This window comes from Clostridium sp. LIBA-8841 (genome assembly GCF_034439435.1).
GTDB lineage: Bacteria > Bacillota > Clostridia > Clostridiales > Clostridiaceae > Sarcina.
The window spans coordinates 462,239-488,092 of sequence record NZ_JAPCKJ010000002.1 but is presented as its reverse complement, the minus strand read 5'-3'; the positions used below and the strand labels follow the sequence as shown (position 1 = coordinate 488,092).

General features: G+C 28.5%; 22 protein-coding genes. 10 read left to right on the top strand and 12 right to left on the bottom strand.

Annotation, left to right across the window (positions count from 1 at the left end):
- Positions 1–499: 499 nt before the first annotated feature.
- Positions 500–2,560 carry a rubrerythrin gene (gene rbr, locus OIF33_RS07885; RefSeq protein ID WP_322503684.1) on the top strand — a complete coding sequence of 687 codons (2,061 nt, stop codon included), beginning with the start codon at positions 500–502 and terminating at the stop codon, positions 2,558–2,560.
- 206 nt (positions 2,561–2,766) lie between these two features.
- Here rbr and OIF33_RS07880 read toward each other — a convergent pair whose 3' ends face one another.
- Positions 2,767–4,107, bottom strand: a complete 1,341-nt coding sequence (locus tag OIF33_RS07880) for a haloacid dehalogenase-like hydrolase (protein ID WP_322503683.1) — start codon at positions 4,105–4,107, stop codon at positions 2,767–2,769.
- 458 nt (positions 4,108–4,565) lie between these two features.
- Between OIF33_RS07880 and OIF33_RS07875 the strand changes: the two genes are divergently transcribed.
- Positions 4,566–5,330, top strand: a complete 765-nt coding sequence (locus tag OIF33_RS07875; RefSeq protein ID WP_322503682.1) for an alpha/beta hydrolase — start codon at positions 4,566–4,568, stop codon at positions 5,328–5,330.
- A 225-nt stretch (positions 5,331–5,555) separates the two neighbouring features.
- Here the strand turns inward: OIF33_RS07875 and OIF33_RS07870 are convergent, their stop codons facing one another.
- From OIF33_RS07870 to OIF33_RS07855, 4 genes are all read right to left on the bottom strand, one after another.
- Entirely contained in the window at positions 5,556–5,858 is a 303-nt protein-coding gene (locus tag OIF33_RS07870) for a hypothetical protein (RefSeq protein ID WP_322503681.1), read from the bottom strand.
- A gap of 39 nt (positions 5,859–5,897) precedes the next feature.
- Positions 5,898–6,599: a 5'-methylthioadenosine/adenosylhomocysteine nucleosidase gene (locus OIF33_RS07865; RefSeq protein ID WP_322503680.1), complete on the bottom strand. Its 702-nt coding sequence runs from the start codon at positions 6,597–6,599 to the stop codon at positions 5,898–5,900.
- Positions 6,600–6,970: 371 nt separating this feature from the next.
- On the bottom strand, positions 6,971–7,273 hold the full coding sequence (locus OIF33_RS07860) for a hypothetical protein (protein WP_322503679.1): 303 nt from the start codon (positions 7,271–7,273) through the stop codon (positions 6,971–6,973).
- Positions 7,274–7,298: 25 nt separating this feature from the next.
- Entirely contained in the window at positions 7,299–7,937 is a 639-nt protein-coding gene (locus OIF33_RS07855; protein WP_322503678.1) for a hypothetical protein, read from the bottom strand.
- Between the two features lie 271 nt (positions 7,938–8,208).
- Between OIF33_RS07855 and OIF33_RS07850 the strand changes: the two genes are divergently transcribed.
- Together OIF33_RS07850 and OIF33_RS07845 are read left to right on the top strand one after the other, a co-directional pair.
- On the top strand, positions 8,209–8,694 hold the full coding sequence (locus OIF33_RS07850) for a GNAT family N-acetyltransferase (RefSeq protein ID WP_322503677.1): 486 nt from the start codon (positions 8,209–8,211) through the stop codon (positions 8,692–8,694).
- Between the two features lie 137 nt (positions 8,695–8,831).
- Positions 8,832–9,326 carry a hypothetical protein gene (locus OIF33_RS07845; protein WP_322503676.1) on the top strand — a complete coding sequence of 165 codons (495 nt, stop codon included), beginning with the start codon at positions 8,832–8,834 and terminating at the stop codon, positions 9,324–9,326.
- A 137-nt stretch (positions 9,327–9,463) separates the two neighbouring features.
- On the opposite strand, the gene OIF33_RS07840 is transcribed toward OIF33_RS07845, so the two are convergent.
- From OIF33_RS07840 to OIF33_RS07830, 3 genes are all read right to left on the bottom strand, one after another.
- On the bottom strand, positions 9,464–9,751 hold the full coding sequence (locus OIF33_RS07840) for a hypothetical protein (RefSeq protein ID WP_322503675.1): 288 nt from the start codon (positions 9,749–9,751) through the stop codon (positions 9,464–9,466).
- Positions 9,752–9,773: 22 nt separating this feature from the next.
- Positions 9,774–10,400, bottom strand: coding sequence for a hypothetical protein (locus tag OIF33_RS07835; protein ID WP_322503674.1), 627 nt, complete (start codon positions 10,398–10,400; stop codon positions 9,774–9,776).
- Between the two features lie 469 nt (positions 10,401–10,869).
- Entirely contained in the window at positions 10,870–11,247 is a 378-nt protein-coding gene (locus OIF33_RS07830) for a hypothetical protein (RefSeq protein ID WP_322503673.1), read from the bottom strand.
- A 294-nt stretch (positions 11,248–11,541) separates the two neighbouring features.
- Here OIF33_RS07830 and OIF33_RS07825 point away from each other — a divergent pair, with 294 nt between their 5' ends.
- From OIF33_RS07825 to OIF33_RS07815, 3 genes are all read left to right on the top strand, one after another.
- Positions 11,542–11,763, top strand: a complete 222-nt coding sequence (locus tag OIF33_RS07825; protein WP_322503672.1) for a hypothetical protein — start codon at positions 11,542–11,544, stop codon at positions 11,761–11,763.
- Between the two features lie 209 nt (positions 11,764–11,972).
- Positions 11,973–12,104 (top strand): hypothetical protein, encoded by a 132-nt coding sequence (locus tag OIF33_RS07820; RefSeq protein WP_322503671.1) that lies wholly within the window; start codon positions 11,973–11,975, stop codon positions 12,102–12,104.
- 581 nt (positions 12,105–12,685) lie between these two features.
- Complete coding sequence (locus OIF33_RS07815; RefSeq protein WP_322503670.1) at positions 12,686–12,868, top strand: transcription initiation factor TFIIIB; 183 nt, start codon at positions 12,686–12,688, stop codon at positions 12,866–12,868.
- 189 nt (positions 12,869–13,057) lie between these two features.
- Here the strand turns inward: OIF33_RS07815 and OIF33_RS07810 are convergent, their stop codons facing one another.
- Positions 13,058–13,339, bottom strand: coding sequence for a hypothetical protein (locus tag OIF33_RS07810; RefSeq protein ID WP_322503669.1), 282 nt, complete (start codon positions 13,337–13,339; stop codon positions 13,058–13,060).
- A 313-nt stretch (positions 13,340–13,652) separates the two neighbouring features.
- Between OIF33_RS07810 and OIF33_RS07805 the strand changes: the two genes are divergently transcribed.
- Positions 13,653–13,874 carry a hypothetical protein gene (locus OIF33_RS07805; RefSeq protein ID WP_322503668.1) on the top strand — a complete coding sequence of 74 codons (222 nt, stop codon included), beginning with the start codon at positions 13,653–13,655 and terminating at the stop codon, positions 13,872–13,874.
- 473 nt (positions 13,875–14,347) lie between these two features.
- Here the strand turns inward: OIF33_RS07805 and OIF33_RS07800 are convergent, their stop codons facing one another.
- Positions 14,348–14,911, bottom strand: coding sequence for a hypothetical protein (locus OIF33_RS07800; RefSeq protein ID WP_322503667.1), 564 nt, complete (start codon positions 14,909–14,911; stop codon positions 14,348–14,350).
- Complete coding sequence (locus tag OIF33_RS07795) at positions 14,898–15,023, bottom strand: hypothetical protein (RefSeq protein WP_322503666.1); 126 nt, start codon at positions 15,021–15,023, stop codon at positions 14,898–14,900. Before OIF33_RS07795 ends, OIF33_RS07800 begins: the two co-directional genes overlap by 14 nt.
- Positions 15,024–15,773: 750 nt before the next feature.
- Here OIF33_RS07795 and pulA point away from each other — a divergent pair.
- Positions 15,774–23,948: a type I pullulanase gene (gene pulA, locus OIF33_RS07790; RefSeq protein ID WP_322503665.1), complete on the top strand. Its 8,175-nt coding sequence runs from the start codon at positions 15,774–15,776 to the stop codon at positions 23,946–23,948.
- 181 nt (positions 23,949–24,129) lie between these two features.
- Here the strand turns inward: pulA and OIF33_RS07785 are convergent, their stop codons facing one another.
- Complete coding sequence (locus tag OIF33_RS07785) at positions 24,130–24,936, bottom strand: sugar nucleotide-binding protein (RefSeq protein WP_322503664.1); 807 nt, start codon at positions 24,934–24,936, stop codon at positions 24,130–24,132.
- 263 nt (positions 24,937–25,199) lie between these two features.
- On the opposite strand from OIF33_RS07785, the gene OIF33_RS07780 reads away from it, so the two are divergent.
- A complete protein-coding gene (locus OIF33_RS07780) occupies positions 25,200–25,622 on the top strand; it encodes an NUDIX hydrolase (RefSeq protein ID WP_322503663.1) in 423 nt (140 codons plus the stop codon).
- Positions 25,623–25,854: the final 232 nt, after the last annotated feature.

The following is a 25,854-nucleotide window of genomic DNA, read 5'->3' as shown; positions in this document are numbered from 1 at the left end:
GATGTCTAGAGATTAATCATAATAAAGACTTTTACAGACTTGTTTGGATACAATAAAAAGCTCTATGTTTATAGCATAGAGCTTTTCTATATTATTTATATACCATTTCACAAGTTTTTTTATTTAAATAATAAGTATTACTATCCTTATCCCAAGCTGTTATAACTTTATTGTCTTTTGTAGTGGAAGTAGCATAAGCTATAAGATTTAATTCTTCAAAAAGTATATTTAAATAAAGAAAAAATATTTATTATGTAATTTAAAACACCGTTTTTAAAATTTTTTATATAATCTTATACAAATTGAAGATTTAATCTCAAAAAGAGTAGATATTAAAGTGAGTGTTAAAAAATATATAAATTATTTAAAAAAAGTTAAATAATAAATAAAAAAACAGTGAATGTATTTAAATACATTAATTGAAAAAATATGTATTAGGGTTTAATATCACATATGTAGTTATAAAATAAAATTTAAAAATTAACAGGAGGAGAACTAAATGAGTAAGCATTTATCTACAGATATTCGTGTAGCCATTGAAAAGGACAACCCATCAATTTGTAGGGATGAAGATAAATGTATAAAGTGTGGTACGTGTAAAAATATATGTACAGATTACATAGGTGTAAATGGTCATTATTCATTAGAAAAAACTCATGATGTTGCTGTTTGTATTAATTGTGGTCAATGTGCAAATGTTTGTCCTACATCTAGTATTACAGAAGTCTTTGACTATGGTAAGGTCCAAGATGCAGTAAAGGATAAAGATAAGATAGTTATAGTTTCTACCTCTCCAGCTATTAGGGTATCTTTAGGTGAAGAATTCAACATGAAAGATGGTAGTTTTGTTGAAGGGAAAATGGTTGCCTTACTTCGTAAATTAGGAGTTGATTATGTACTTGATACTAATTTTGCTGCTGATTTAACAATAGTTGAGGAGGCAAGTGAATTAGTAGAGCGTATAGAAAAGAAAAGTAAACCTTTACCTCAATTTACTAGCTGTTGTCCTGCCTGGGTAAAATATGCAGAAACATTTCATCCAGAAATTTTAGAGCATATTTCAACTTCAAAGAGTCCTATTGGTATGCAGGGACCTACAATAAAAACTTATTTTGCAAAAAAGATGGGAATTGATCCATCTAAAATTGTGAATGTAGCATTAACTCCATGTACAGCTAAAAAGTTTGAAATCAAAAGAGAAGAAATGAATGCATCTGGTAAATACTATGGTATAGGTGACATGAGAGACATGGATTATGTTATAACAACTAGGGAAGTAGCTATTTGGGCTAAAGAAAAAGAAATAGATTTTAATTCTTTAGAAGATAGCAGCTTTGATAAATTAATGGGAGAGGCTTCGGGTGCAGGTGTCATATTTGCAAACACAGGAGGTGTTATGGAGGCTGCTCTTAGAACAGCATATAAATATATAACAAAAGAAAATCCACCAAAATTATTTTATAACTTAGAAACTGTAAGAGGTATGGAGGGAGTTCGTGAAGCAAGCTTTAAAATCAATGGATTAGATATAAATATAGCTGTTATTTATGGAACCAAAACCGCCTCAGAATTTATTTCAAAAATGAAAAATGGAAATAAAAAATATCACTTTATTGAGGTTATGACTTGTCCAGGAGGATGTATTGGCGGAGGTGGTCAGCCAAAAGATGCTGAGTTTAAAGGTGATGAGCTTATGGAAAAACGTATCAATGGACTATATAAAAGAGATTCAAGTATGAAAGTTAGATTAAGTCATGAAAATGAGGAAATCAAAAAGCTATATGAAGACTTTTATGGAAAACCTTTAAGTAATATTGCAGAGGAAATGTTGCATACAATTTATATTGATAGAAGTAAAGATTTAGGAGGAGAAAAAATGAGTACATCAGTAAAATATCGTTGTTCAGTTTGTGGATATATCCAAGAAGGAGAATTACCAGAGGGATTTACATGTCCAGTTTGTAAAAGTCCAGCTTCAGCATTTGTAAAGGTTGAAGAAAAATCAGAATCATCTAGTGAAAGTGCTAACAAATATAAAGGAACAAAAACAGAAAAGAACTTAATGGATGCATTAGCAGGAGAATCAATAGCTAGAAATAAATATACATTCTTTGCAGATGTAGCTAAAAATGAAGGATATGAACAAATCTATCAACTATTCTTAAAAACAGCTGGAAATGAAAGAGAACATTCTAAATTATGGTTTAAAGAATTAGGATACTTAGGAGATAATAAGGAAAACTTATTACATGCAGCTGAAGGAGAACACTACGAATGGTCAGACATGTATGCTAGATTTGCAAAGGATGCAGAAGAAGAAGGATTCTTTGATTTAGCAGAAAAGTTCATAGAAGTTGCTAAAATAGAAAAATCTCATGAAGATAGATATAGAAAACTTTTAAACAATATAGAAATGCAAAAAGTATTTGAAAAATCAGAAGAAACTATGTGGGAATGCTTAAATTGTGGACATCTTGTTATGGGTAAAAAAGCTCCTGAAGTTTGTCCAGTATGTAATTACGCTCAAGGATTCTTTGAAGTAAGAGCTGAAAATTATTAAATAGAATATAGGTATTAATAAGTTTAAAAAGTATAAGTAACTATATTTTATTTAAAAAGTAAAAGGTTCATTAAGTTTTATCTTAATGAACCTTTTTTAGCATAATTTATGTTCTAATAAATCTTATAGTTTAGCAATTTTACTATTTCACTAGTACACTTTTAATAATGCAAGCAATTATAATAACCTTTGTATTATTAAAAGTACTATTTAAGTAGTTGTTCTTCTGTACTTCCTAAGAATACAGTCTTTTGACTTGGTCTGAATTCTCCGGTGTTTTCATCTCTGCCTTGTAAGTAATATCTAGCATCTGGTTTGCCTATAGTATCAGCAGCTTCCTTTGAAAGTTTACCAAGTTCACCACCTTTACATCTGTTAACGATTAAACTAAATTTAGTATCTTTAAAATCAGATAACATAGCAACGTCTCCAGAACTATCTCCACCAACGATTAATGGACCTTGTCCACCATGTTTCTCAACTAAAAATCTTTCTATAGTTTTAGTTTTACCTTTGCTTTGAGTTTGATCGTAGCCTTTTTTAAATTCAGGCTTAATTACACCATTATCATCTCTTTCAAGTTCCATAGCAAATACGTTTTCTTTTGGGAGTTCATACCAATACTTAGGATTAGTAGCAAATGTTTTAACAACATCTATGAATGATGCTGAGCATATATAAACATCTATTCCATTAGCCATTAAAGTTTTATAAAGGTTTTGTTGCTCTTCTATTGTTCTTAAACCAGTGTGGAATTTAACTGAAACAACACCAGCTTTACCTGGTAATTCCTCTGGACTAGTCCAAGTTTCTTCACCAAGTTCATGACTTAACCAATAATCATTTGATTTTTCAGTTAATTCAGCAACTTCATTTTCAGTCATTCCTGCAAATAGGTAAGTTACCCATGGATAACTTACATCAGCGCTAAAAGATTCACCGATTGAATTATAAAGGTATCTAGTTTTAGCTATAAAATCTTTATATTCAGGAGTAGTTTTAATCTCATCTAAAGATTTAGTTCCTTTGAAACCGTTGTAATTTTCGTATAAGAATTTGTAGTCTGAATCAATATCAGCACCAACTAATTCAATGTTAACAGGTTTTCCTTCATTATTATTACAATCCTCTTTAAAGTTGTCCTTTGGAATATTTATTCTAATAGTCTTGCTAAATTCTTCAGGAGTCATTTTAAATTCAAGATTTTCTAATTGATATGCAAGTAATGCTTCTTCAACATCATTAATTATTGATGTGTTGTCCCAGTCAAATACAGCATAAGGTTTTTTATTTTTATCATAATCCTTGCTGTTTTTACCATATGTATCTATAAGATCTGTTAAAGCATTATAATTTTCAGGAGCCCAGTTACCTTCTTCAAGTTTAACTTCCTGTTTATTATCAGTTTGTTCTACATCTATCTGTTCTACACCAGTTTTTTCTACATTAGTTTGTTCTGTTTTAGTAGAATTGCCACATGCAACTAAAGTAAAAGACATAATGCATGCTAATGCTAATCCAAGAATTTTTCTTTTTAAATTACTCATAAATTATTTCTCTCCCCATTTATAATCTGTAAATTTAATTTTTAAGGGAAATAGTATAGATTGCTAAATAAAGATTATTTGTTAAGAAATATTAACTAATGTTAACATATCCTTACAGTTAATTTATAACGAGTACTGAAAAATGTCAATACAAAATTTATTTTATATTTTTAAATTAAATTTAATATGAAATTATAATTAAAGAAATCGATCAGTATCTTTAGAATTTAAATTATATAAAAGAGTGATATAATTGGGTTTTTAAGTTTTTTTATTTAAGGAGTATAAAGGTTATTTTGTTTAGTCAAAAACTTTATACTTAAATTCTAAGTTCAATTTGTAAAAATAATGTATAATTAGTATATAAACTAATAGATAGTTGTAAATTATTGAGAATTAATTTTCTTATTTAACTGGTATAAAAACAGGAATTTATTATGAGAAATGGAGGAGAGGGAATGTCTTATTTTACATATAAAGGTCATTCTTGCTATTATGAGGAGATTGGAAATGGTAAGCAATTATTATTGCTACATGGAAATACGGCTTCCTCAAAAATGTTTTCACTTATCGTTGAAAAGTATTCATCAGATTATAAAGTGATTTTAATTGATTTTTTAGGGCATGGTCAATCAGATAGGCTTCATAAGTTTCCAATAGATTTATGGTACGATGAAGCAGAGCAAGTTATTGAATTTTTAAAGCAGAAAAATTATAAGAATGTATATATTATTGGAAGTAGTGGTGGTGCTTTGGCAGCAATCAATGTGGCTTTAGAAGCTCCAGAATTAGTTGATAAAGTAATTGCAGACAGTTTTGAAGGAGAGGTACCTTTAAAAACATATACCCAAAATATAGCTAAAGATAGAGAAGGTTCTAAGAATGATGAAAATGCAAAAATGTTTTATCAATACATGCATGGCGATGATTGGGAAATCATAGTGGATAATGATACTAATGTAATCATAGAACATGATAAAATAATTGGGAAATTCTTTCACAACCCTTTAAATGATTTAAAAGCAAAAATTCTTATGACAGGAAGTAAGGAAGCTGAATTTATAAGCATCCTTGATAAAGATTATTTTGATTATATATATGGAAATATGATTAAAAAAATAGGTCATGGGAAATATTATCTGTTTGATAAAGGTGGACATCCTGCAATGCTTTCAAATCATGAAAAGTTTATTGAGATAAGTAAGCAATTTTTTAATGAGTAAATTTCTCTAAGTGAAAACTATATCGTGAGTTAAAAGGTAATTAATCTTTTAGCTGTTGTTAAGGGTAGAATGTATAGTTTATGAGTAGTTAGGTAATACTTATATATAATAAGACATAATCCTAATAATACACAAAAGCTCTATGATATTTATAAACATAGAGCTTTTGTGTTTTTTAATTATATTAAATTATAAAAAAATATTCAGCTATATATAATATATTTTTTACTTACAATGTTTAGGGGATAACTCAGTAGTTATATTAATACCAATACCTGCGACTATTCCAGTAAATATGCAATAGGCTAAATCAGACATTGGAATTATATATATACCTAAAAGCCCTACTAAAAGTAAAATCAAAAGTGTATATGCTATAAAAAGAGCAGCTTTATATTCATGGCTTACAGGAATAAATGGTGCTATTTTACTAGATATATTAAATTTCTTATTTATTGGTATAAAAATAATTGTAGTTAAAGCTAAAGCTAATATCATTGGAATTAAGTTGTTTAAAGATTTCATCATATGTACTCCTCCTTTGTTAAATCAGTTTGTCCTAAAATTTTATAAATTAATATCTTGTGAAATAAACTCCAATATTTTTTTCACTATCTCAATAGAGTTAAGAGATGCCATTTCGCAGTTATTCTCAAAAACTTCTATGCCACTTTCATTCTCAGTATCAGTTATTGATCTTATAGCTAGGAATGGAATCTTATTTACATAACATACATGAGCAATGCTTCCAGTTTCCATATCTACGCAAATGGGATTAAAGTTATGAATTATTTCTTCCCTTATATCATTATTTATGAAAGTTTCACCAGTAACAATTTTTCCAAAGTAGATTTTTTGAGCAAAAGTATTTTCATCTAATAATTTCTTGCATATTTCAAGAAGAGACTTGTCTCCTTTAAAGTAAACACTTCTCATCCACGGATGATATTCAGTTAGAATTCCTTCTTCAACATCGTGGTAGGCAACTTCTATTGAAATAACTGTATCTCCTATATTTAATCTTTTATCAATTCCTCCAGCCACACCAGTTACAATAATGTGGGTAACATTGAATTTGTCTATTAAAAGTTGAGCAGCAATTGCAGCATTCACCTTGCAAACTCCACAGTATAAGGATACAACATCAACACCCTTAAAATTTCCACTATAAAAATTTAACATTGCAAAGGTGCTTGTTTTTTTAGCAGAAATATTTTCAATGAATGGCATTATTTCTTCCTCAGAAGGCCCTATAATTCCTATTCTCATAATAGTCACCTCATATTTTATATTTCTTAGTAGAGATCTTATTCCTTTTTATTTTAGTTTTCACAATCAATAAGTTGAACATAGTTATAAAGAAATATCTTTAATTCTTGTAATAATTGTAAAACTATAAAAAAGTATAGTCAAATATTTTCAAAGAATATGTAATTAAAGTAGCGTAAAACTAGCCTTTATGGACAAAAAATTATTAAGGTTCACTAGGTATACTAGAATTAAAAAAGGAAATAAAGAACCAGTTAGTATACATTGCTAACTGGTTCTTTATTTAAAGGGTATATAACTAGAAATAATATTTAAATATATTGTATATGAATTTTTAAATATATATAGAAAATTATCATTTAAATAAAATCTTAATTACTATTGCTACTTTCTAGTTGATCAATAGATTCATTAGTTTTCTTTAATGAATTATTTAAATCATTTAACTGTTTTTCTAAGTCTTCTTTTTGAGCCTTAGCTTTAGAAATTTCTTCATTGGTTTTAGTTAGAGTCTTTTTAGAACTACTAATATCACTGATTAATTCAGAATGAGGAGTCGTTAAGCTTGGATCAATTTTTGGTGCTGCACCAATAAAAGAAGCTATAGAAAACACGCATATTCCTAAAAAGAATTTTAATGAACCTTTTAGCACTTTTTTTAGCTTGTTTTTCATAAGTCATAGTCCTTTCTTCTTTATATTAATAACATTTTGAACAAGGTGTATATCCTCTAGATTGAGCTTCTGATAGTGAAATACAACTTGTGTTAGCGGGATTGGTTTTACCACAATTATTAATACGATGATACTTCTTGCCAGTTGCAGTTATGTACACCATGTCACCAACTGGTTTAGAAGGTTGTTGATTATTAGAAGAGGAACTATGTGATGTGCTTGAATTACTACTACTATTATTATTATTATTAACATTATTATTGCTAGCATAGCTTTCATTAGAATTGCTTTGAGAGCTTTGATTATTATTTTCAGCCTCCTTATTAGCTAATCTATCAGCCTCTTCTTTGGCTTTAGCTTCGGCTTCTTCTTTTTTCTGTTGTTCTATCTTAGCTGTGGTATCTTTTAAAACTTCCTCACGGTTTTGTTTTTCAGTAGTGAGCTTACTAAACTCATCTTGCAAACTACTTACATCTTCATTTAGAGTAGAGAGTTCTTTTTGAGAGTTATCTACTTTTGTTAACATTGTAGCTTTTTCTACTTTTAATTTATCAATTTCTTCTGGTGTTGGATTTTTATAAAAAATAAAACCTGCAATAATACCAATTATAGCTACTATAATAAAGCCTTTCCTTTTCTTTAGAAATGATGTTAATCTGTTCATTTTGTCCTCCTTACTTTTAATATCCGTTAACTAATATAACATAAATTTAGAATATTATGTATATAATATTACTAATTTTTTAACAGTTAAGGATAATTTGTAAATAATATTTAATTTAAATTGGTTAGTAATAGCATTTTTTATAGAAAGTATATGTGAAAGAATATTTCTAATAATGGTCAAATTTTAAAAAAATATTAATCTAAGTAATATTAATATCATAAAGATACTAAGTTTAATTATATTAATGGAGTTTATTGGAGGAAATAGAGTGAGGGAATTTGATGTGAATTTTAGGAAAATGAGTAATAATGAATTTGAAAAATTTATTGAATTAAGTGTTTCAGATTATGCGCAAGATTTAATAAAGTCAGGGATGTGTAATGAAGAAGATGGATTTAAAAGTTCGAAAGAACAATTTGATGAGATTCTTCCACAAGGGAAATACACAGAAAATAATTTCTTTTATATGATTTCAAATATTAAAAATGAAGATATAGGAACTATATGGTACAGCAAATTTAATCAAGAGGTAGCATTTATTAACAACATATTAGTATATGAGAGTTTTCGCATGCAAGGCTATGGAAAACAAACTTTGCTTTTGATTGAAAATGAAGCGAAAGAAAAAGGACTTAATAAAATACTTCTTCATGTATTTAAATTTAATCATATAGCATTTGCACTATATAAAGATTTAGGATATAAAGTAGTTGAAGAGAATTCTGGTAAAATGCATATGGTAAAAAGTATTTGAGTAAAGAGATGTAATATAGTATTTTAGTAATTAAAATGTAATTTATAATAGGTTTAATTGTAATTATTAGAATATTATAGTAAGATACAATAATTATAATAAGATTAATTATTGTATGATTTAAAGAGGGGAATAAAATGAGAAGTAGGAGTCTAGGTGAGGTTTCAAAGAAAGTAGTACTAATGATGATACTTTTGATATGCACAGTATCATTTATTGGATGCGGTAGAAATAGTGAGGATAATTTAAAAATTACTGAGGCAGATAATGGTATAATTAGAGAATACATTGATAATAAGACTGGTAATAAAATTGTAGTTAATGAAGGACATGTTTATAGTGCTTTTAAAGTTTTGGGAACAGATAAAAATGAAATATATCTTTGGGTTTTAAAGGAAAACAGTGTTGGAAGTGGAGGATCTATGCCTGTACTTCTTAAAGCGAGTAGAGTAAATGGTGAATTAAGTATAACAGACTTTAAAATTCCTCGTGATGGAGAAGAATATGTAGAAGATATAAAAGAAATGTTTCCTAGATATGTTAGAAAACAAATATATGCAGATGTTAATACTTATAATGCTATGATTTATGAACTTCAAGAGCAAATAAATGAATTAAAAAAGAAAGGGTAATTTTTTTAGGTTGTCCTTTTTTATTTATTTAAGAGGTATGTTTTAGTTGAGTGGTGCTTTTTAGATATTCCATTTAAAAATATGCTTAAATAGAAAAAGATATGAAGTGTAGAGAAAATACTTCATATCTTTTTTAATTATTGCTTTAATAATTCTATTGATTCATTAGTTTTATTTAAATTCTCTTGAAGCTTAGTTATTTCCTTTTCTAAGTTTTCCTTCTGAGACTTTATATCAAATATATCTGAATTTACTTTACTTAAATTTTTTTTGTGAGTATTAATAGATGTATTTAGAGTTTCTTGACTCTTTAATAGATTTGAGTCCATTTTAATACTTTGACCAAATCCAAAACTAATAAAAAATATAAATATTCCTAGAAAAACTTTTAATACTCTTTTTAATATCTTATTATTGCTATTCATAAACTATGCTCTCCTTATAATGTTAATAACAGTTTTTACAAGCTGTAAGTCCTCTTGATTGAGCATCAGATAATGGTACAGCATTTGTTGTTGCTGGATTAGAATTACCACATTTTTGTTTGCTATGATATTTCTTACCGGTTGCTGTCACATAGACCATGTTGCTAACAGGCTTAGTTACTTCCTTACTACCTGAAGAATTACTAGATGAACCTGAAGTAGAACTATTAGAATTATTATTACTATTATTAGATGAAACTTGTCTAACCTTTTTAGCTTCCTCTTTAGCTAATCTATCAGTTTCCTCTTGTTTCTTTCTTTCGGCTTCTTCCTTTGCAAGTCTTTCAGCTTCTTCCTGATTTTGCTTTTCTATCTTAGCAGTAGTTTCTTTTAAGATTTGTTCCTTTTCTAGATTTTCATTCTTTAGGAATTCAACTTCTGTTTGAAGTTTAGAAATATCTTCGTTTAATAAGGAAAATTCTTCTTTTGAACTTTCTAGATTGCTCAGAACTGTTGTTTCTTCGACTTTTAAGCTGTTGATTACTTCAGGTGCCGGATTTGAGAAAGAACTATAACCTAAAGCAACGCTTAAGGCAGCTATGATGATAAAGCCTTTTTGTTTCTTTAAAAATGATTTGAAATTTTCCATTGTAGCCTCCTATTTCATTAGTGTCCTGAAATAATATATCATCTAAATTGGAAATTTTACATAATGTTTTCTAAAGTTAAAAAATAATGCTGTTTATTTACGAAAGAGTTAAAAAATTCAATTTAAATTCAAATAAATATAGGGGACTATATAACAATATTTATAATATTGGTTAGAGTATTATTGGATTAAAAAAGCCGAAATTATAAAGTTTATTATTAACTTTCCTTGATTAAAACACTTAAATGTATTTATTTCTATGATTATCATATAATCTGAAAATTTATATTTATTACCATATTCTAGTTTGAAAATTCTAACTATATCTGGTGTCATAGACGCTTCTTCAAAGACATAAATAGACAATACATTAAGATATGGAATCTAGACAACTTATATTGTAATAAGTGAAGTTTTACAATAGGGGTATTTATATATGTTCTATAAAAATATATTATTATTTTATTAATTACTTTTTACTCCATTTAATTTCAAAATCACCGGAATGATTTATTCCTATGGCTGTGAAACGATAATAACCATTCTGCGGAATTTCTATATTAGTTGTATCTTTTAAATCAGCAACTATGTTATCATTCTTATCCAATAATAACAAGAGAAGTTCACCTTTATTAGTAGTGCTACTAACAGTACATTCTAGAAAATCACCCTTATTGAACTTTATTTTTTTATAATACTTTCCAGTAAATTTTTCATAACTCCCATTCATTGATGTCTTAGTGGAATTTATATCACCATTCACAAGCAAGCCATTTTGTACCCTACATGAGACAAATAGAGTAAAACTAAAAATTAGAAAAACTAATATAGAAAGCCTTTTCCTCATGGTACACCTCCTAAAAGTATAATTAGGTATTAAAATTCTTTCCATTAATAAATAATAATTTAACCATATTTTTAGATTTTAATGCTTCAAGTATTATAGGTTCTCTCATAACATATCTTAATATGTACTTTTATTTTCTATAATTATCTAAAGTTAGAATTCTTTTTAAAACCATAATTACTGTATAATAAAATTTCTATATTGGAATAGGTCAAAAAAATAAGGGCAAATTAGTAATATTAAATACATTAGATTTTTTGAAGAATATTAAGCTTATAAAGGAGAAGGATAGATATGAAAGTAAAGTTAGTATGCCAAAGAGATTATGAAACGAAAGAAGTAGAGTTACCTATGGATGAAAAAGCATTATTAAAAATTCAAGGGAGGGTCCTTGATAGAGATACCTTAGGATATATAGCAGGAGCAGATGTAAAATATTATGATGAGCAGGGAAATGAAATAGAAAATGTATTTCTTCTAAATAGGAAGCTTCAAAAGGGTATCAAAAGTTACTAACTAACTTATTTTGATACCCTTTTATTATATTGTTAAATAACTAATTTTCACAAAGAGGTTTAAAGAAGATATCCTTAGAACTATTGATTCTAAGGATATCTTTTAGTTTTTATTGAATGTGAAAGTACTAAAAGAGTAATAAGGTATCTTTACATAAATATGCAAAACATGATGGAATTTTCTACTATATCAAAGGCGAAGGTTTTGGCGTGCTGGAGGATAGAGAGGTAGAATTAATAGTAGGCAAAGTTTTTATTGTTCCTTCAGGGAAAATGCATGATTTACGTTCAGATAGCAATTTATATGTTAGCTCTTTTTTTATTCCTGTTGTTGAAGAATAAAAATATATAGGGCTATCAATACTTATATATTATTTGTACAAAATAATAATAAGTTTTAAAATAGAAAGTTAAGTAGGAACTTTTTAAAAATCTTCTTTATTAGCAGTAAAAAGCTATTTGGACTTTTGCATCCTATGTCTTTGATGTCAGAAAAATAATATAATAATGAAAAATATTATGAAAAAATTTTATGAAAATTTACAATAAAAGAAGGGTTTTGTAACAAAAAACTCAAAATTATTATACAACTTTTTACTTTAAAATAATTTTACATATATTTCTAGCCTAAAGAATTTTCATGTGATAATATTTAAGATATAGACAGATACTAGTTGTTATTAGAATTTTATTTTGTTGGGGTATCTAGGGGGAGTAAAATGTTAATTAACATAGCATTTTCCTTTGAATTTTATATTGTGCAAAATAGATATAAAGAGATTTAAAAAGAAATCTATATAAAAATTATGTTTAGGGTTAATAGGGTATTTATTTTAAGAATTTATTTGTAATAAGAATTTTTAGAGCTAAGTTACTGTGTCTTTTCTTAAGGTAAAGTCACTATGGATATTGGGGGGAGCGAAGTGGATATAACTAAGTGTCCATTATGTGGATGTACAGATATAAGAGAAGGAGAACTTGAAAAGTATAAAGAGCTAATTAGTTCAAATATTATATTTCCAAAGTCAGTACCAGTCATAGTGAATGTATGTACAGAATGTGGTTATATACTGAGAATGAGAGTGGTTGAACTAAGTAAAGTTTAAAATGATGATATAACAGAAAGTTCTTAGAGGAATTAGAGAAAGTAAGTCAAACTTTGAAAATTTTATAGAAATGTAGTGAAAAGAGAGGGAAACTATGATAAACATTAAAGTATTTCCTCTCTTTTATTATTAATTATTATAAATTTAGCTTTCTCTAAGTGCTTGATTATATTTTCATAATACTTCATGCTATTTTGATTTAATGGGCTTCCCGTCCATGAATTCCTTATTATATTCTACTTCATTATCTTTATTAAGCCTTATCCATGTACCATGTTTCTTATTGTTCTTAAAATTTCCTATTTGACATAGGTGGGCAGATTTCTTATAAAACTTCCATTCACCTTCCATCTGATCATTTTCGAAAGGGCCTTCAGCTTTTATTTTTCCACTTTTATAATAGTAGGTAAGTATATTTTTAGAATAGGTATAAATATCTTGACCATTTGCGTACTTCTTTTTTTCTAACATATTTATTCTCCTTATTTCACAAAGTTAATATTAAAAATTTTAAAGCATTTTACACTTATATTTCTTTTAATTTTATAGTATTACCTTCTATTACACAATATTTTACAAGTACGTATTAAATTATAATTTCTTTATATGTTAATTATAATATGTTGCATATTCTAGCTATAAAGTTACAACACGAGATATTATAGCTAGAAATATTGACTATCTATTAACTATTACATTTTATATTATATTTTGTAAGTAAATAGTGTAAAATAGACTTAAAGCAAATAGCTAATAAATGTTTCAAAAGAAGAGGAGAATTAATATGAATAAAGGACAAGAAAATTTTTTCAATTTCATAATAGAAAGAGTAGATATAGAAAATCAAGATAAAGCTAAGGAATTATTAGCTGAAAGTTTTGGAAAACAAGCTGATGGTACATTTAATCAAGAGTACATGATGGCTTTCATTCCTAGAATGTTAGAGTTAATAAAGCCAGAGTGTGTTGAAGAAGTTAAAAACATAATGAGTAATCATAGAGCATAAAAGCTTTTAAATAAATTAGTTTAGAAATTTTATTAGAGAATTTAAAGAGTTTATAACCCTTATTTGTAATATATTTAAAGTTACAATAAGGGTTATTTTTATTTACTAACTAAATGAGCATTTCTATTTGAATAACTTTCTTTAAAATATTTACTAAGATGTTTTTTTCAAAGCTGTTAAAACTATTTTGTAAATGCTAGTGATAAATAATAAAATACTACCTGTAATTAAAAAGATATTCCTACCTGTTTTAAGCTCACTCATAAAAAATATTAGTGCAACTAAAAAACTTAATAAAGATAGTGCATAACTTATAATTGAAATATTATCATTTTTATCTATGATTCTCTCCTGGTTATTGTAATAATACCCATTTATTCATATAATTAATAAATATTGTAGAAATAAATTAAATATTAATAGATGAAAATAAAAATAGGGCGCTAAATACTAGTATCCTGTTTTTAGGTGGATTAAAAGCCAGCAATCTCTTCATCATATACAACATTATAATCACTATCTAAGCCTTTTATATAGCTCGCTTCTTTTTTTTCAGTATTTTTATACCAAGCAAAAATAAACATTTTATTTTCATCTAATTCATAACTTGAAATAGTTTCTTTATTCTTATCTTCTAATACTATAGTTTTTATTTTATGATCATTTACATAACCATATACTTTAGTTATAGGTTCAGAGTTTTCTGTAGACCTTGAAGTATAAGCATTAAAAGTTAATTGCTTAGAGTAATCTATTGGATGTCCAGCTGGATAATTAACTGGATACCATTTAATTATTTTTCTTCTAACAGTACTTTCTGAAAACCAATCCTTATATTTACATAGATAAATTTTTTCTCTACCTAAGTCCACAGTTTTAATTACATCAGAAGGTCCATAATATACTGATTTTTCTGATTGTTCATGAGTTTTTAAAGGAGTGAAGCTTCCAGGAAAGAATATTTTAGAGCAAACTAGTATAAGCAGTATTGCTAAAGACCATTCTATAATTGCACTATATTTTTTATAAGTTCTCATTAGCTTCACCTTCTTTACTAAGTGGAATTTTCATTTCACTTTTTCTATCATACCAGTCAATTTTAATAGTTAAATATTTTACATCTTCTCCTATCTTTTTATCAAGTTGCATTAACCCTTCTTCTCCCCAAAAATTTGTAGAGGCACCTCCAGCTACTTTGATATATTCTTCTCCTTTATCATCAAATATTCTAAATATACTTTTTGAGAAAGACTAACCTTGGGTAGTTCTAATTTGTCTATATCTAACATATGATTTATCTTCAGTGTTAATAATTCTTTTTATGATTAAATCATCATTATCTATTTTCATCTTTTGATTTAATTCAATTACTTCTGCTTTGCCTTCATTAACAAGTGATTTTATGCTTTCATTATAATATTTGCCTTTAGGTAAGCAGGCAAATCCTATAACACAAAGTATAAGTAAACAAATTACTATTATTGATCTTCTTAATCCCTTAATCTTATTCCCCTCCCTATAAAAATATCAATTATTATTAGCATTTATAATAAAGATAATATACCATAAAATAAATAATATGGAAATAAAACGGTTTTGAAGAAGCGTAATATTTTGAAAATATATAACTTAAAATGAGTAGGTAAAATAGAAAATAAGAAATTTATCTATGAAAAGAAAAGGGGAGACTTATGATGGTGTTAAAAAAGAAAATGAATTTTTAAAAGGAATTAAGCAAGGGTTTAGTATATTTACAAAAGGAACTATTTCAAATATTAATTTTATTTAGTTATTTTTGTATAATGTTACAAAAATACTAAAAGTATTGAAAACGTTATTATGAAAGTGTTAATATTAAAATGTATCATTAAAAATTAAATACGAAAGGGGTTTGTTATAGTGAGTAGGAGGAAAAAGATTAAGTCTATTTCTATGCTAGTTTTATTCACATTCTTATTTAGTTTTCTGCCTCATATGCCAGTAATGGCTGAAGTGGAGAACAATAATACTAAAGAAGTGGAAAAAACTTTAGTTCAGAATGAGAGTGAAGCTTTTGCTGTAGTTGTGGGAGATTTTTTAGAACAAAATGGTAACGGTTCCGATTGGGATCCCACAAATATGAAAGGAGTGCTGAAAAAGTATAAAGATGGTTTATATGAGGGTACTTTAAAGCTAAAGAGAGGCAATTATAATTACAAAATTGCCATGAATGGAACTTGGAATGAGAGCTACGGTAATAATGGAGAAAACATAGCGTTAAATTTACCAAAGGATTCAGAAGTAACATTTAGATTGGATTATAAAAATAAAAAGGTATATGATTCAATAAACAATCCAGATCAATTTAAAACTAAAGCAATCTTAACAGGTAATATAAAAAATATAATTGAAGGGGCTTCTGATTGGAATCCTGGTAACGATACCGAAAAACTTGATTATATAGGTGGAGGCATGTATAAAAAGACTTTTCCTATAAAAGAGAGTGCTCAAGGAGAAGATTTTAACCTAGAGTATAAGGTTTCCTATAATGGTGATTGGAATAATGGAGAAGTAGCAGACAATGCTAAAGTAGTAATTCCAAAGGGAACAAAAAACATAACTATTTTAAGCAATTACTTAGGGAATTATGTTACAGATTCAATTCAGAATCCAAGTCTTTCTAATACATTTTCTTTAATAGGAACAGTTAGAGAAGGAAATGGAGATTGGGATGTAGCTAATAAAGATTTTGAAATGCACAATATCGATAGAAACAAGGTTTTATATTCAAAGGTCATGAAAAAAGGAGCTTATGAGTATAAAGGACTTATAAATCATTCTTGGGATAATGGAGGAATACCAGCTCAAGGAAATGTTACTTTAAATGTGCCAGAGGACAGAAATGTTATCTTTGTAGCAGATTTAAAAGCAGATAAAATATACGATTCAATAAACAATCCTAAAGAAATAAATGAAGCACTAGGAATAAAAGATGATGGAAATACAGATGGAGATAATAATGGTGGCAATACAGGAGATGGTGAAAATAAGCCAGATGAAGTAAAGAGCCCTGTAATAAATGATGATGGAACAGTAACTTTTAATGCTAAATTTAATGGGGATAGTTTATATCTTATAGGTTCAATGGTATCTTGGGACACAAGCAAACAAGTTGAAATGAAAAAAGGTGAAGATGGTGTATTTAAAGTAACAATGCCTTTATCAGGAGGAGTTTACGAATATAAGTTTAAACCTAATAAAGATAATTGGGATAACTCTTTCACTGACCCAGCAAATAAAGCTATGGCTAATGGAAACTCAGTATTAAATATGCCAGGCTTAGAGATTGGTGGAGAATCAAGTGTAGAAGTGGGTAAGGATATGAATTTACTTGCATACATCTATGACACTGAAGGAAATAAAAAAGAAGCTAATGTTACTTGGTCTTTAGAAGAACCTGTAAGTGGAGTATCAATAGAAGGAAATACTTTAAAGGTTTCTAAGGAAGCAGATTCAAGTAAAAAAATAAAGATTAAAGCAACTGATGGAAAGTATGTAGTTATTAAAGAACTTTCTATTTTATCTCAAATGTATACCTATACAATAAATTACTATAGATTTGATGGTAACTATGATAATTGGAATTTATGGTTATGGGAAACTGGTGGAGAAGGAAAAGGATATGACTTCAATAAAAAAGATGAGGCTGAAAAAGGCTTTACAAGAGCAGTTTATAAATTCCCATCTGATAAATTGAATTTCATGGTTAGAAAAGGAAATTGGGAAGATAAAGATGTTGCACATGATAGAACAATAGAAGTTAAGAATGGAAATAACGTAGAGGTATGGTTAATACAAGGAGATGAAAACGTCTATTATGATAAGAATGATGTGGACACTTCGCCTAAATTAATATCTGCTTTAATGGATAGCAAAACAGATCTTTTAGTTACTTCAGCTGGAAAAATAGAGGATTCAGAATTAGATTCCTTTAAGCTAGTTGATAAAACTGATAATAAAGAGCTTAAAATAAGTGCAGTTAAAGTAGCTGATAATAAGGTTAAATTAACTTTAGAAAAAGGATTTTTCAGAACTCCAGAAATAGATCCAAGCCATTCTTATGAAGTAAGCAGTGATAACTTTAGAGCGACTAAGGTTACTATGAGAAAAATTTTAGATGATCCAGAGTATTTCTATAATGGAGATGACTTAGGATTAACTTATTCAAAGGATTCTTCAGCATTTAAATTATGGGCTCCAACAGCTAAGGATGTTAGCGTGGTATTATATGATAATGCAGGAACTTATGATGAAAATGGTAAGGTAACAGATAATACTGGTGGAAGAGAAATTCCTATGACTAAGGAAGATAAGGGAGTTTGGAGCTTAAAAGTTAATGAAAACTTAGATGGTAAGTACTATATGTATAAAGTAAGCTTTGCTGATGGAAAAACTAATTATGCTATAGATCCATATGCAAAGGCTGTTTCAGCTAATGGACAAAGAGGAGCTATAATTGATTTTTCAGCTACAAACCTAGAAGGATGGGGAAGCGTTAAGAAACCACCTATGTTAAATCCTACAGACTCAATTTTATATGAAATGCATGTTAGAGATTTTTCAATATCTCAAGATTCAGGCATGAAAAATAAAGGAAAGTTTGAAGGAATGGCAGAGGAAGGAACAAAGGTACCAGGAACTGATGTGAAAACAGGAGTAGATCACTTAAAAGAGTTAGGAATAACAACAGTTCACTTATTACCATCCTTTGATTATTCTTCAGTAAATGAAGTAAGTAATAAACCTCAATTTAACTGGGGATATGATCCACAAAATTACAATGCTTTAGAAGGATCATACTCAACAAACCCAGAAAATCCAACATCAAGAGTAAAAGAATTTAAAGACATGGTACAAACTCTTCACAAAAATGACATAAGAGTTGTTATGGATGTAGTCTATAACCATACTTCTGGAACAGGACAAAATTCAGCTTTTGACCCAGTTGTGCCAGGATATTTCTATAGAACTGATGATGAGGGTAAATACACTAATGGTTCAGGTTGTGGTAACGAGGTTGCAACTGAAAGACCTATGGTTAGAAAATATATAAAAGATTCTGTTAAGCATTTAGCTAAAGAATATGATGTAGATGGATTCAGATTTGACTTAATGGGATTAATAGATACAAAAACTATGAGTGAACTAACAACTGAGTTAAGAAATGAAGTTGATCCAAGTTTAATAATATATGGTGAACCATGGCAAGCAGGAGGAAGTGCTCTTCCACAAGACCAACAAACTTTAAAAGGAAGCCAAAAAGGTAAAGGGTTTGCTGTATTTAATGATAATTTTAGAGGAGCTATAAAAGGCGATAGTGATGGAGCTGGACAAGGTTTTGCTACAGGAGCTACAGGTAAAGAAGGAGATATAGTAGCAGGTGTTAAAGGAGCCGTTGACGACTTTACTGATAGTCCAAGTGAAACAATCAACTATGTAACAGCTCATGATAATTTAAATCTTTGGGATAAGATAATAAAGGCAGCAGGCAAAGAAAGTGAAGCTGGTTTCTTAGAAATGAGAGATGGAGCTTTAATAGGAGAAGATGCTAATAATTATTCTTCAGTTCAAGAAGCTGTTGAAAAGAAAGCTAAACCATATAGTGTAATAACAGAGGCTAATCCTTTAGACAATGAATATGTAAGAAGAAGTGTATTAACAACTGCTATTACAATGACTTCACAAGGAATTCCATTCTTCCAAGCAGGAGATGAATTCTTAAGAAGTAAATATGGAGATCATAATAGTTATAAGAGTCCAGATGCTATAAATCAAATAAACTGGCAAAACAAAGAGAAGTTTAGTGGAGTATTTGATTACTATCAAGGATTAATAGCTTTAAGAAAATCACATCCAGCATTTAGAATGGATACAAAGGCTGCAGTTGAAAGCAACTTAGTAGTAAGTAAGGCTAACGATAATGTAGTTGTATTCCAACTTAAAAACTTTGCTAATGGAGATTCATGGAAGAATATAGTAGTAGTTTATAATGGAAATAATGCTGAGAAGGAAGTTGGACTTCCACATCAAGGTGACTGGAATGTAGTAGTAAATGAACACAAGGCTGGAACAGAGGTATTAGAAACTCTTAAGGGAGCAAACTCAGTAAAAGTTGCACCTTTATCAGCTAAGGTTCTTTATGATGAAAGCGTAGATGGAGAAGCACAAACACCAACTTCAATAGATGTTAACCCTTCAAGCTTAAAACTAGATATAGGAGCTTCAAGTTTCTTAAAGGCAGTAGTTAAAGACCAAAATGGAAGAATAATTCCTAACTCAGAAATCAAATGGACCGTTTCAGATGACTCAGTAATAAAGGTTGATTCAAATAATGGAAAAGTAACTGCTTTAAAAGAAGGAAAAGCAATTATAACTCTAAGTTCTGGAAGTTTAACTAAGGAAGTAGATGTGGAAGTAGTTCACCTTGTTCCAACTTCTTTAGAATTAGATGGACCAAATCAAGTTTATACAGGTAAGGATATTCAAATTAACCCTACTGTTAAAGATCAATTTGGTCAAGTGATGACAGGAGCTAATATAGAGTGGACATCATCTGATGAAAGCATAGCTAAGGTATCAACTCTTGGAGTAGTTCAAGGAATAAACCAAGGTAAGGTTAAGATAACAGCTAAGAGTGGAGCTGCAAAGGCGACTAAAGAAATAGAAGTTAAAAAATACACTAAGAAATATATTGAATTCACTTATGTTAGAGATGATAAAGACTATGATGGATGGAACATTTGGACTTGGCAGACAGGAGTAAATGATGGACAACAAAACTTCACTGAGATTAAAGATGGGAAGGCAGTAGCTAAGTTTGAAATAGCGCCAGATGTAACACAGGTTGGATTTACTTTAAGAAAAGGAACTGGTTGGGATGAAAAAGACCCATATGATTCAGACAGATATATAAAAATAGATCCATCAATGAATGTAACAAAGGTGACTATTAAGAGTGGAGTGGGAGAATTCTTCCAAGTTTCAGCAATAAAGAATGCTGAAATAAAAGAAGGAAACATTGACTTTAAATATAGAGATGAAGCTTTATATGAAGAAAATAATCAATCTTCAATAGATAAGGTTCAAGTTAGGGTTACTTCTCCAGGATTATTATTTAAGGATACAAAGACTTATGGTATGACTTATGATTCACAAAATGAGTTCTTTGGTTATTCATTAAAAGATATAAAACCTGGCACTTATGAATATAGCTTTCTAGTTACAAAGGATGGAAAGACAACAGAAACTGAAAAGCAAACAATAGAATATTCTCCATTGAAGATAAATGGAGAGGTTACTTTCGCAAATAATGAGGTTAACTATGATGAAAATGCTCTTGTAAATCTTAAATTAAGCGGAAGTGATGCTAAAAAAGAAAATATAAAAGAAATTTATATGGATCTTACTAATGTAGGTGGACCTAATAAAGTTTTAATGGATTTAGATTTATTAAAGGATGGTTCACTAAGTCAAAGTATTGGAATAAATGATAGTGTACCAACTGGAGAAAAGGAAATACCAGTTATAATAGTTGATAAGAATGGAGAAAGTCATAAAGCTTCAGGAAAGTTAACTGTTAAATCAAAGGTTGGAGTTGGTCCTTTAGACTTTGGATTTGATGAGTCAAGAGTTTACTTCACAGTAACAGATAGATTCTTCAATGGAGATAAGAGTAATGATGATCCTCATGGAAATAATTATGATAAGAACAATCCATATACTTATCATGGAGGAGATTTAAAAGGATTAATAGATAAAGTTCAATACTTAAAAGAACTTGGAATAAATACAATTTGGATAACTCCTATTGTTGAGAACACTGACTTTAATCAAATGTTCTCTCAAGGAAAAACTCAATATTCATATCATGGTTACTGGGCTAAGGATTTTGAAACATTAGATCCACACTTAGGAACTATGGATGACTTAAAAACATTAATAGATACAGCTCATGATAATGGAATAAAAATAATGGTTGACGTTGTTTTAAATCATACTGGTTATGGAATGAAGAATATAGATGCTAATAGTGGAGCTAATAACTATCCAACAGATGGAGATAGAGCTAAGTTTAATGATATGCTTAGAGAAAATCCAGGAAATGACTTCATAACTCAAGAGTCAGCAGGACTTCCAGATTTCAAAACAGAGGATCCAGAGGTAAGAGAAAAGATAATAGATTGGCAAACAGGATGGATTGAAAGATCTAAGACCGAAAAAGGAAATACTATTGATTACTTCAGAGTTGATACAGTTAAGCATGTTGATAACACTACATGGAAGGCATTTAAAAATAAATTAACAGAAATAGATCCAAGCTTTAAAACTATTGGTGAATATTTTGGTGCTGATATAAATAATGATGGAGGACAACTTCAAAGTGGACAAATGGATGCTTTATTAGACTTTGGTTATAAAGGTAAAGCAAGAGATTTTGTAAATGGAAATATTGAAGGTGCTTCAGCTTATTTAGATGATAGAGCAAGCAAAATAAGTAACACTAACTTAATGGGACAATTCTTAAGTAGCCATGATGAAGATGGATTCTTAAAAACTGTAGGAGATGATCTAGGAAAGCAAATGCTTGCAGCATCTCTTCAAATAACAGATAAGGGTATTCCTGTTATATACTATGGAGAAGAACTTGGAATGTCAGGATGGAATGGCTTTGAACAAGGAGATCAAAATAGATATGATATGGACTTTAAAAGATTAAATGATCCTAAGTACAAGAAGGTTCATGACCATTATGAAAAACTTCTTAATATAAGAAAAGAATATTCTAAGGTATTTTCAAAAGGTGATAGAAAAACTATTGCTGGAAGTAATGAAGAGGGATATTCAGTTATTCTAAGAAGCTATAATGGAGGAGAAGTTACTCCTATGCGTTTAAATGCTACTAATGAAGTAACTAATATTCCAAATGGACAAAACCTATTTGTTGTATTAAACACTAAGAATGAAGGTAAAGATGTAAGCTTTAAAACAAACTTCAAAGAAGGAGATAAGGTTAAAGACTTATACAGTGGAAATGAATATTCAGTAGGTGAGGAGGGAAATGTAAACGTAAAGGCACCTTCAAAAGAAGATGGAGGAACTGCTATCTTAGCTCTTAAAGAGGATAGTGTACCACCAGCAGTTATAAATAATGCTCCAGAAATAAATGCTAAAGATGTTACTTTAACAGTTGGAGATAGCTTTGACCCAATGAAGGGAGTAACAGCAGAAGATAAGGAAGATGGAGATTTAACAAAGGATATTAAGGTTGTAGAGAATACGGTTAATACAGAAAAAGCTGGAGATTATAAAGTAGTTTACAAAGTAACTGATAGCCAAGGAGCTTCAAGCACTAAGGAAATCAATGTTAAAGTAAGTGAAAAGGAAGTTCCTCCAGTAGAAGAAAATACAGCTCCAACAATCAATGCTAAAGATGTTACATTAACAGTTGGTGATAACTTTGATCCGATGAAAGACGTAACAGCAGAGGACAAGGAAGATGGAGATTTAACAAAGGATATTAAGGTTGTAGAAAACACAGTTAATACAGAAAAGCCAGGAGACTACAAAATAGTTTACAAAGTAACAGATAGCCAAGGTGCATCAAGCACTAAGGAAATCAATGTTAAGGTAAATGAAAAGGAAGTTTCTCCTTCAGAAGCGGTTAAGGTAACTGGAGTTAAGCTAAACAAAAAGCATTTAAACCTTAAAAAAGGTGAAAGTTATACTCTAAAAGCTAAAATAAGTCCAAAGGATGCAACTAACCAAGAAGTTACTTGGTCATCAAGTAATTCTAAGGTAGTATCCGTTGATGAGAATGGAAATATAGAAGCAAAATCATCAGGGGAAGCTGAAATAACAGTAACAACTAAGGATGGTGGATTCAAAGCTACATGTAAGGTAAAAGTTAAACACTCAGGATTTTTACCTAATACAGGATCAGTAGGTGGAAGGATAGTAATTGTAATAATTGGAGTTGCAGCTATTGGTTTAGGAGTGGCTATGCTTCTATGGAAAATAAAAGGTGTTAAAAAATAATAAAAACTAGAGTTATAACTATATAAAAATAATTAAGCAGTAAAAAGTCACTTGCTTTCAAAGAGTCAAGAGTACTTTTAGAATTTTAATAAAACCTCCTTTAGCTAAATGGAAATTGGTAAAAACTTATTTCCAAAGCTAAAGGAGGTTTTTTATTATATATATCAACAATTATAATTTATTAAATCAAAGAATTTATTATATCTTGGGTAGATACTTGTAAGGCTTTAGGTAGATCTTTATTAGAGCCTAATGTAGCCCTGCAAGAATCATCTCCATATTGAACTTCATTAAATTTAACGTTGCTATAACCTAATTTATTTGTCAAATTCCTTATAAAATCAAAGTGGTTGACTTCATCAATACTACCTAAGTGAAATATTCCCTTTGAATGGCTTTGTAAAATATAATGTATTTGTTTAGCAAGTATTTCATCAGTATTATTATTTAAAAACATATTTGTAATAATCTCAATAGGCTCATTATTGTTTAAATTTTCTTTAAGCTTATTTAATCGTGGAGAATTTTTACCCCAAATCATAGGTAGTCTAAATATAACACATCTACTTTCTATGTTATTTAATAAGAAATTTTCTGCTTGTATCTTAAATTTTCCATAGTCTGTATCAGATGACATTTTATCATTTTCATAATATATTTTCTTAGGATATGCATCAAATACATTCCAAGTAGATACAAAATATACAATGGAATTATATGCTTTTGAATAATTAACTATTTCTTTTATTACATCAAATTGTTTTTCATAATCACCAGTTAAAGAAATTACTATTTTATCAGGTTGATACTTACTAAGTATATCAAGTATTAAATGAAGATTTTCTATTTCAAACTTTATCATTTCTACATGATCAATATAAACTTTATTCTTGTTATATGTACCATAAACTTTGTAGAAATCTTTTAATTCATTACATAAAGCCTTACCAACTAAGCCACTTGCCCCTAATATTAGAATCTTTTCCAAAAAAACTCCCCCTTTATGTGAATAATATAATTTATTTATTACTTTTATTTAAGTATATACAAATAAGATATAACATAAAACAATATTTACCAATTGAGTATAAATAGTACTTATTAAAAGTATAGATAAAAATTAAATTTATCGTTAATATTGTTAATTTCCAGAGGTGAAATTTATTTTTATGGTATTATATGGACATAATATTGGGTATTGTATAGAAATTATTATGGCAATTTAAATATTTAGAAATTGGAGAGGGTATTATGCTAAAAGTGAATTTTTACGAATTAAATAAGGTGGAAGAGAGTAGACCTTTATTTGCTGTTATTGTGGCGCGCTATAAACAAAAATGTTTATTTATAAAGCATAAAGAGAAAAAGACTTGGGAAATACCAGGTGGTCATAGAGAAAAAGATGAGGATATTAATACCACTGCATTAAGAGAGTTGGTTGAAGGAACAGGAGCAAAGGATTTTAAAATTACGCCAGTATGTATATATTCAGTAGATGATAAAGAAGCTAAATCTTTTGGCCAGCTATTTTATGCAGAAATAGATAAACTTGACGAATTACCTGATTCTGAAATTAGGGAGGTTAAATTATTTGATACAATACCTGTAAATTTAACACATCCCTTAATTCAGCCGTATTTATTTAATGAAGTTATTAGGCGTATATACAATTAATAGAAGTAGCAAGAGTACATGATTACATTTATTCTTAGAATATTAAAATTAATAAAGTCAGAATATGTTGAAGAAGTTAAAACATAATTCTTAATCATAAAGCCTAAATTTATTTTATATAGAATATTAAATTTTGATAGAAATTAAGATAAGTACTCTACATTGTAATAATTTAAAAGTTACAATGTAGTTTTTTTATTTATATTTCACTAAAAGGATAAATATATAATCT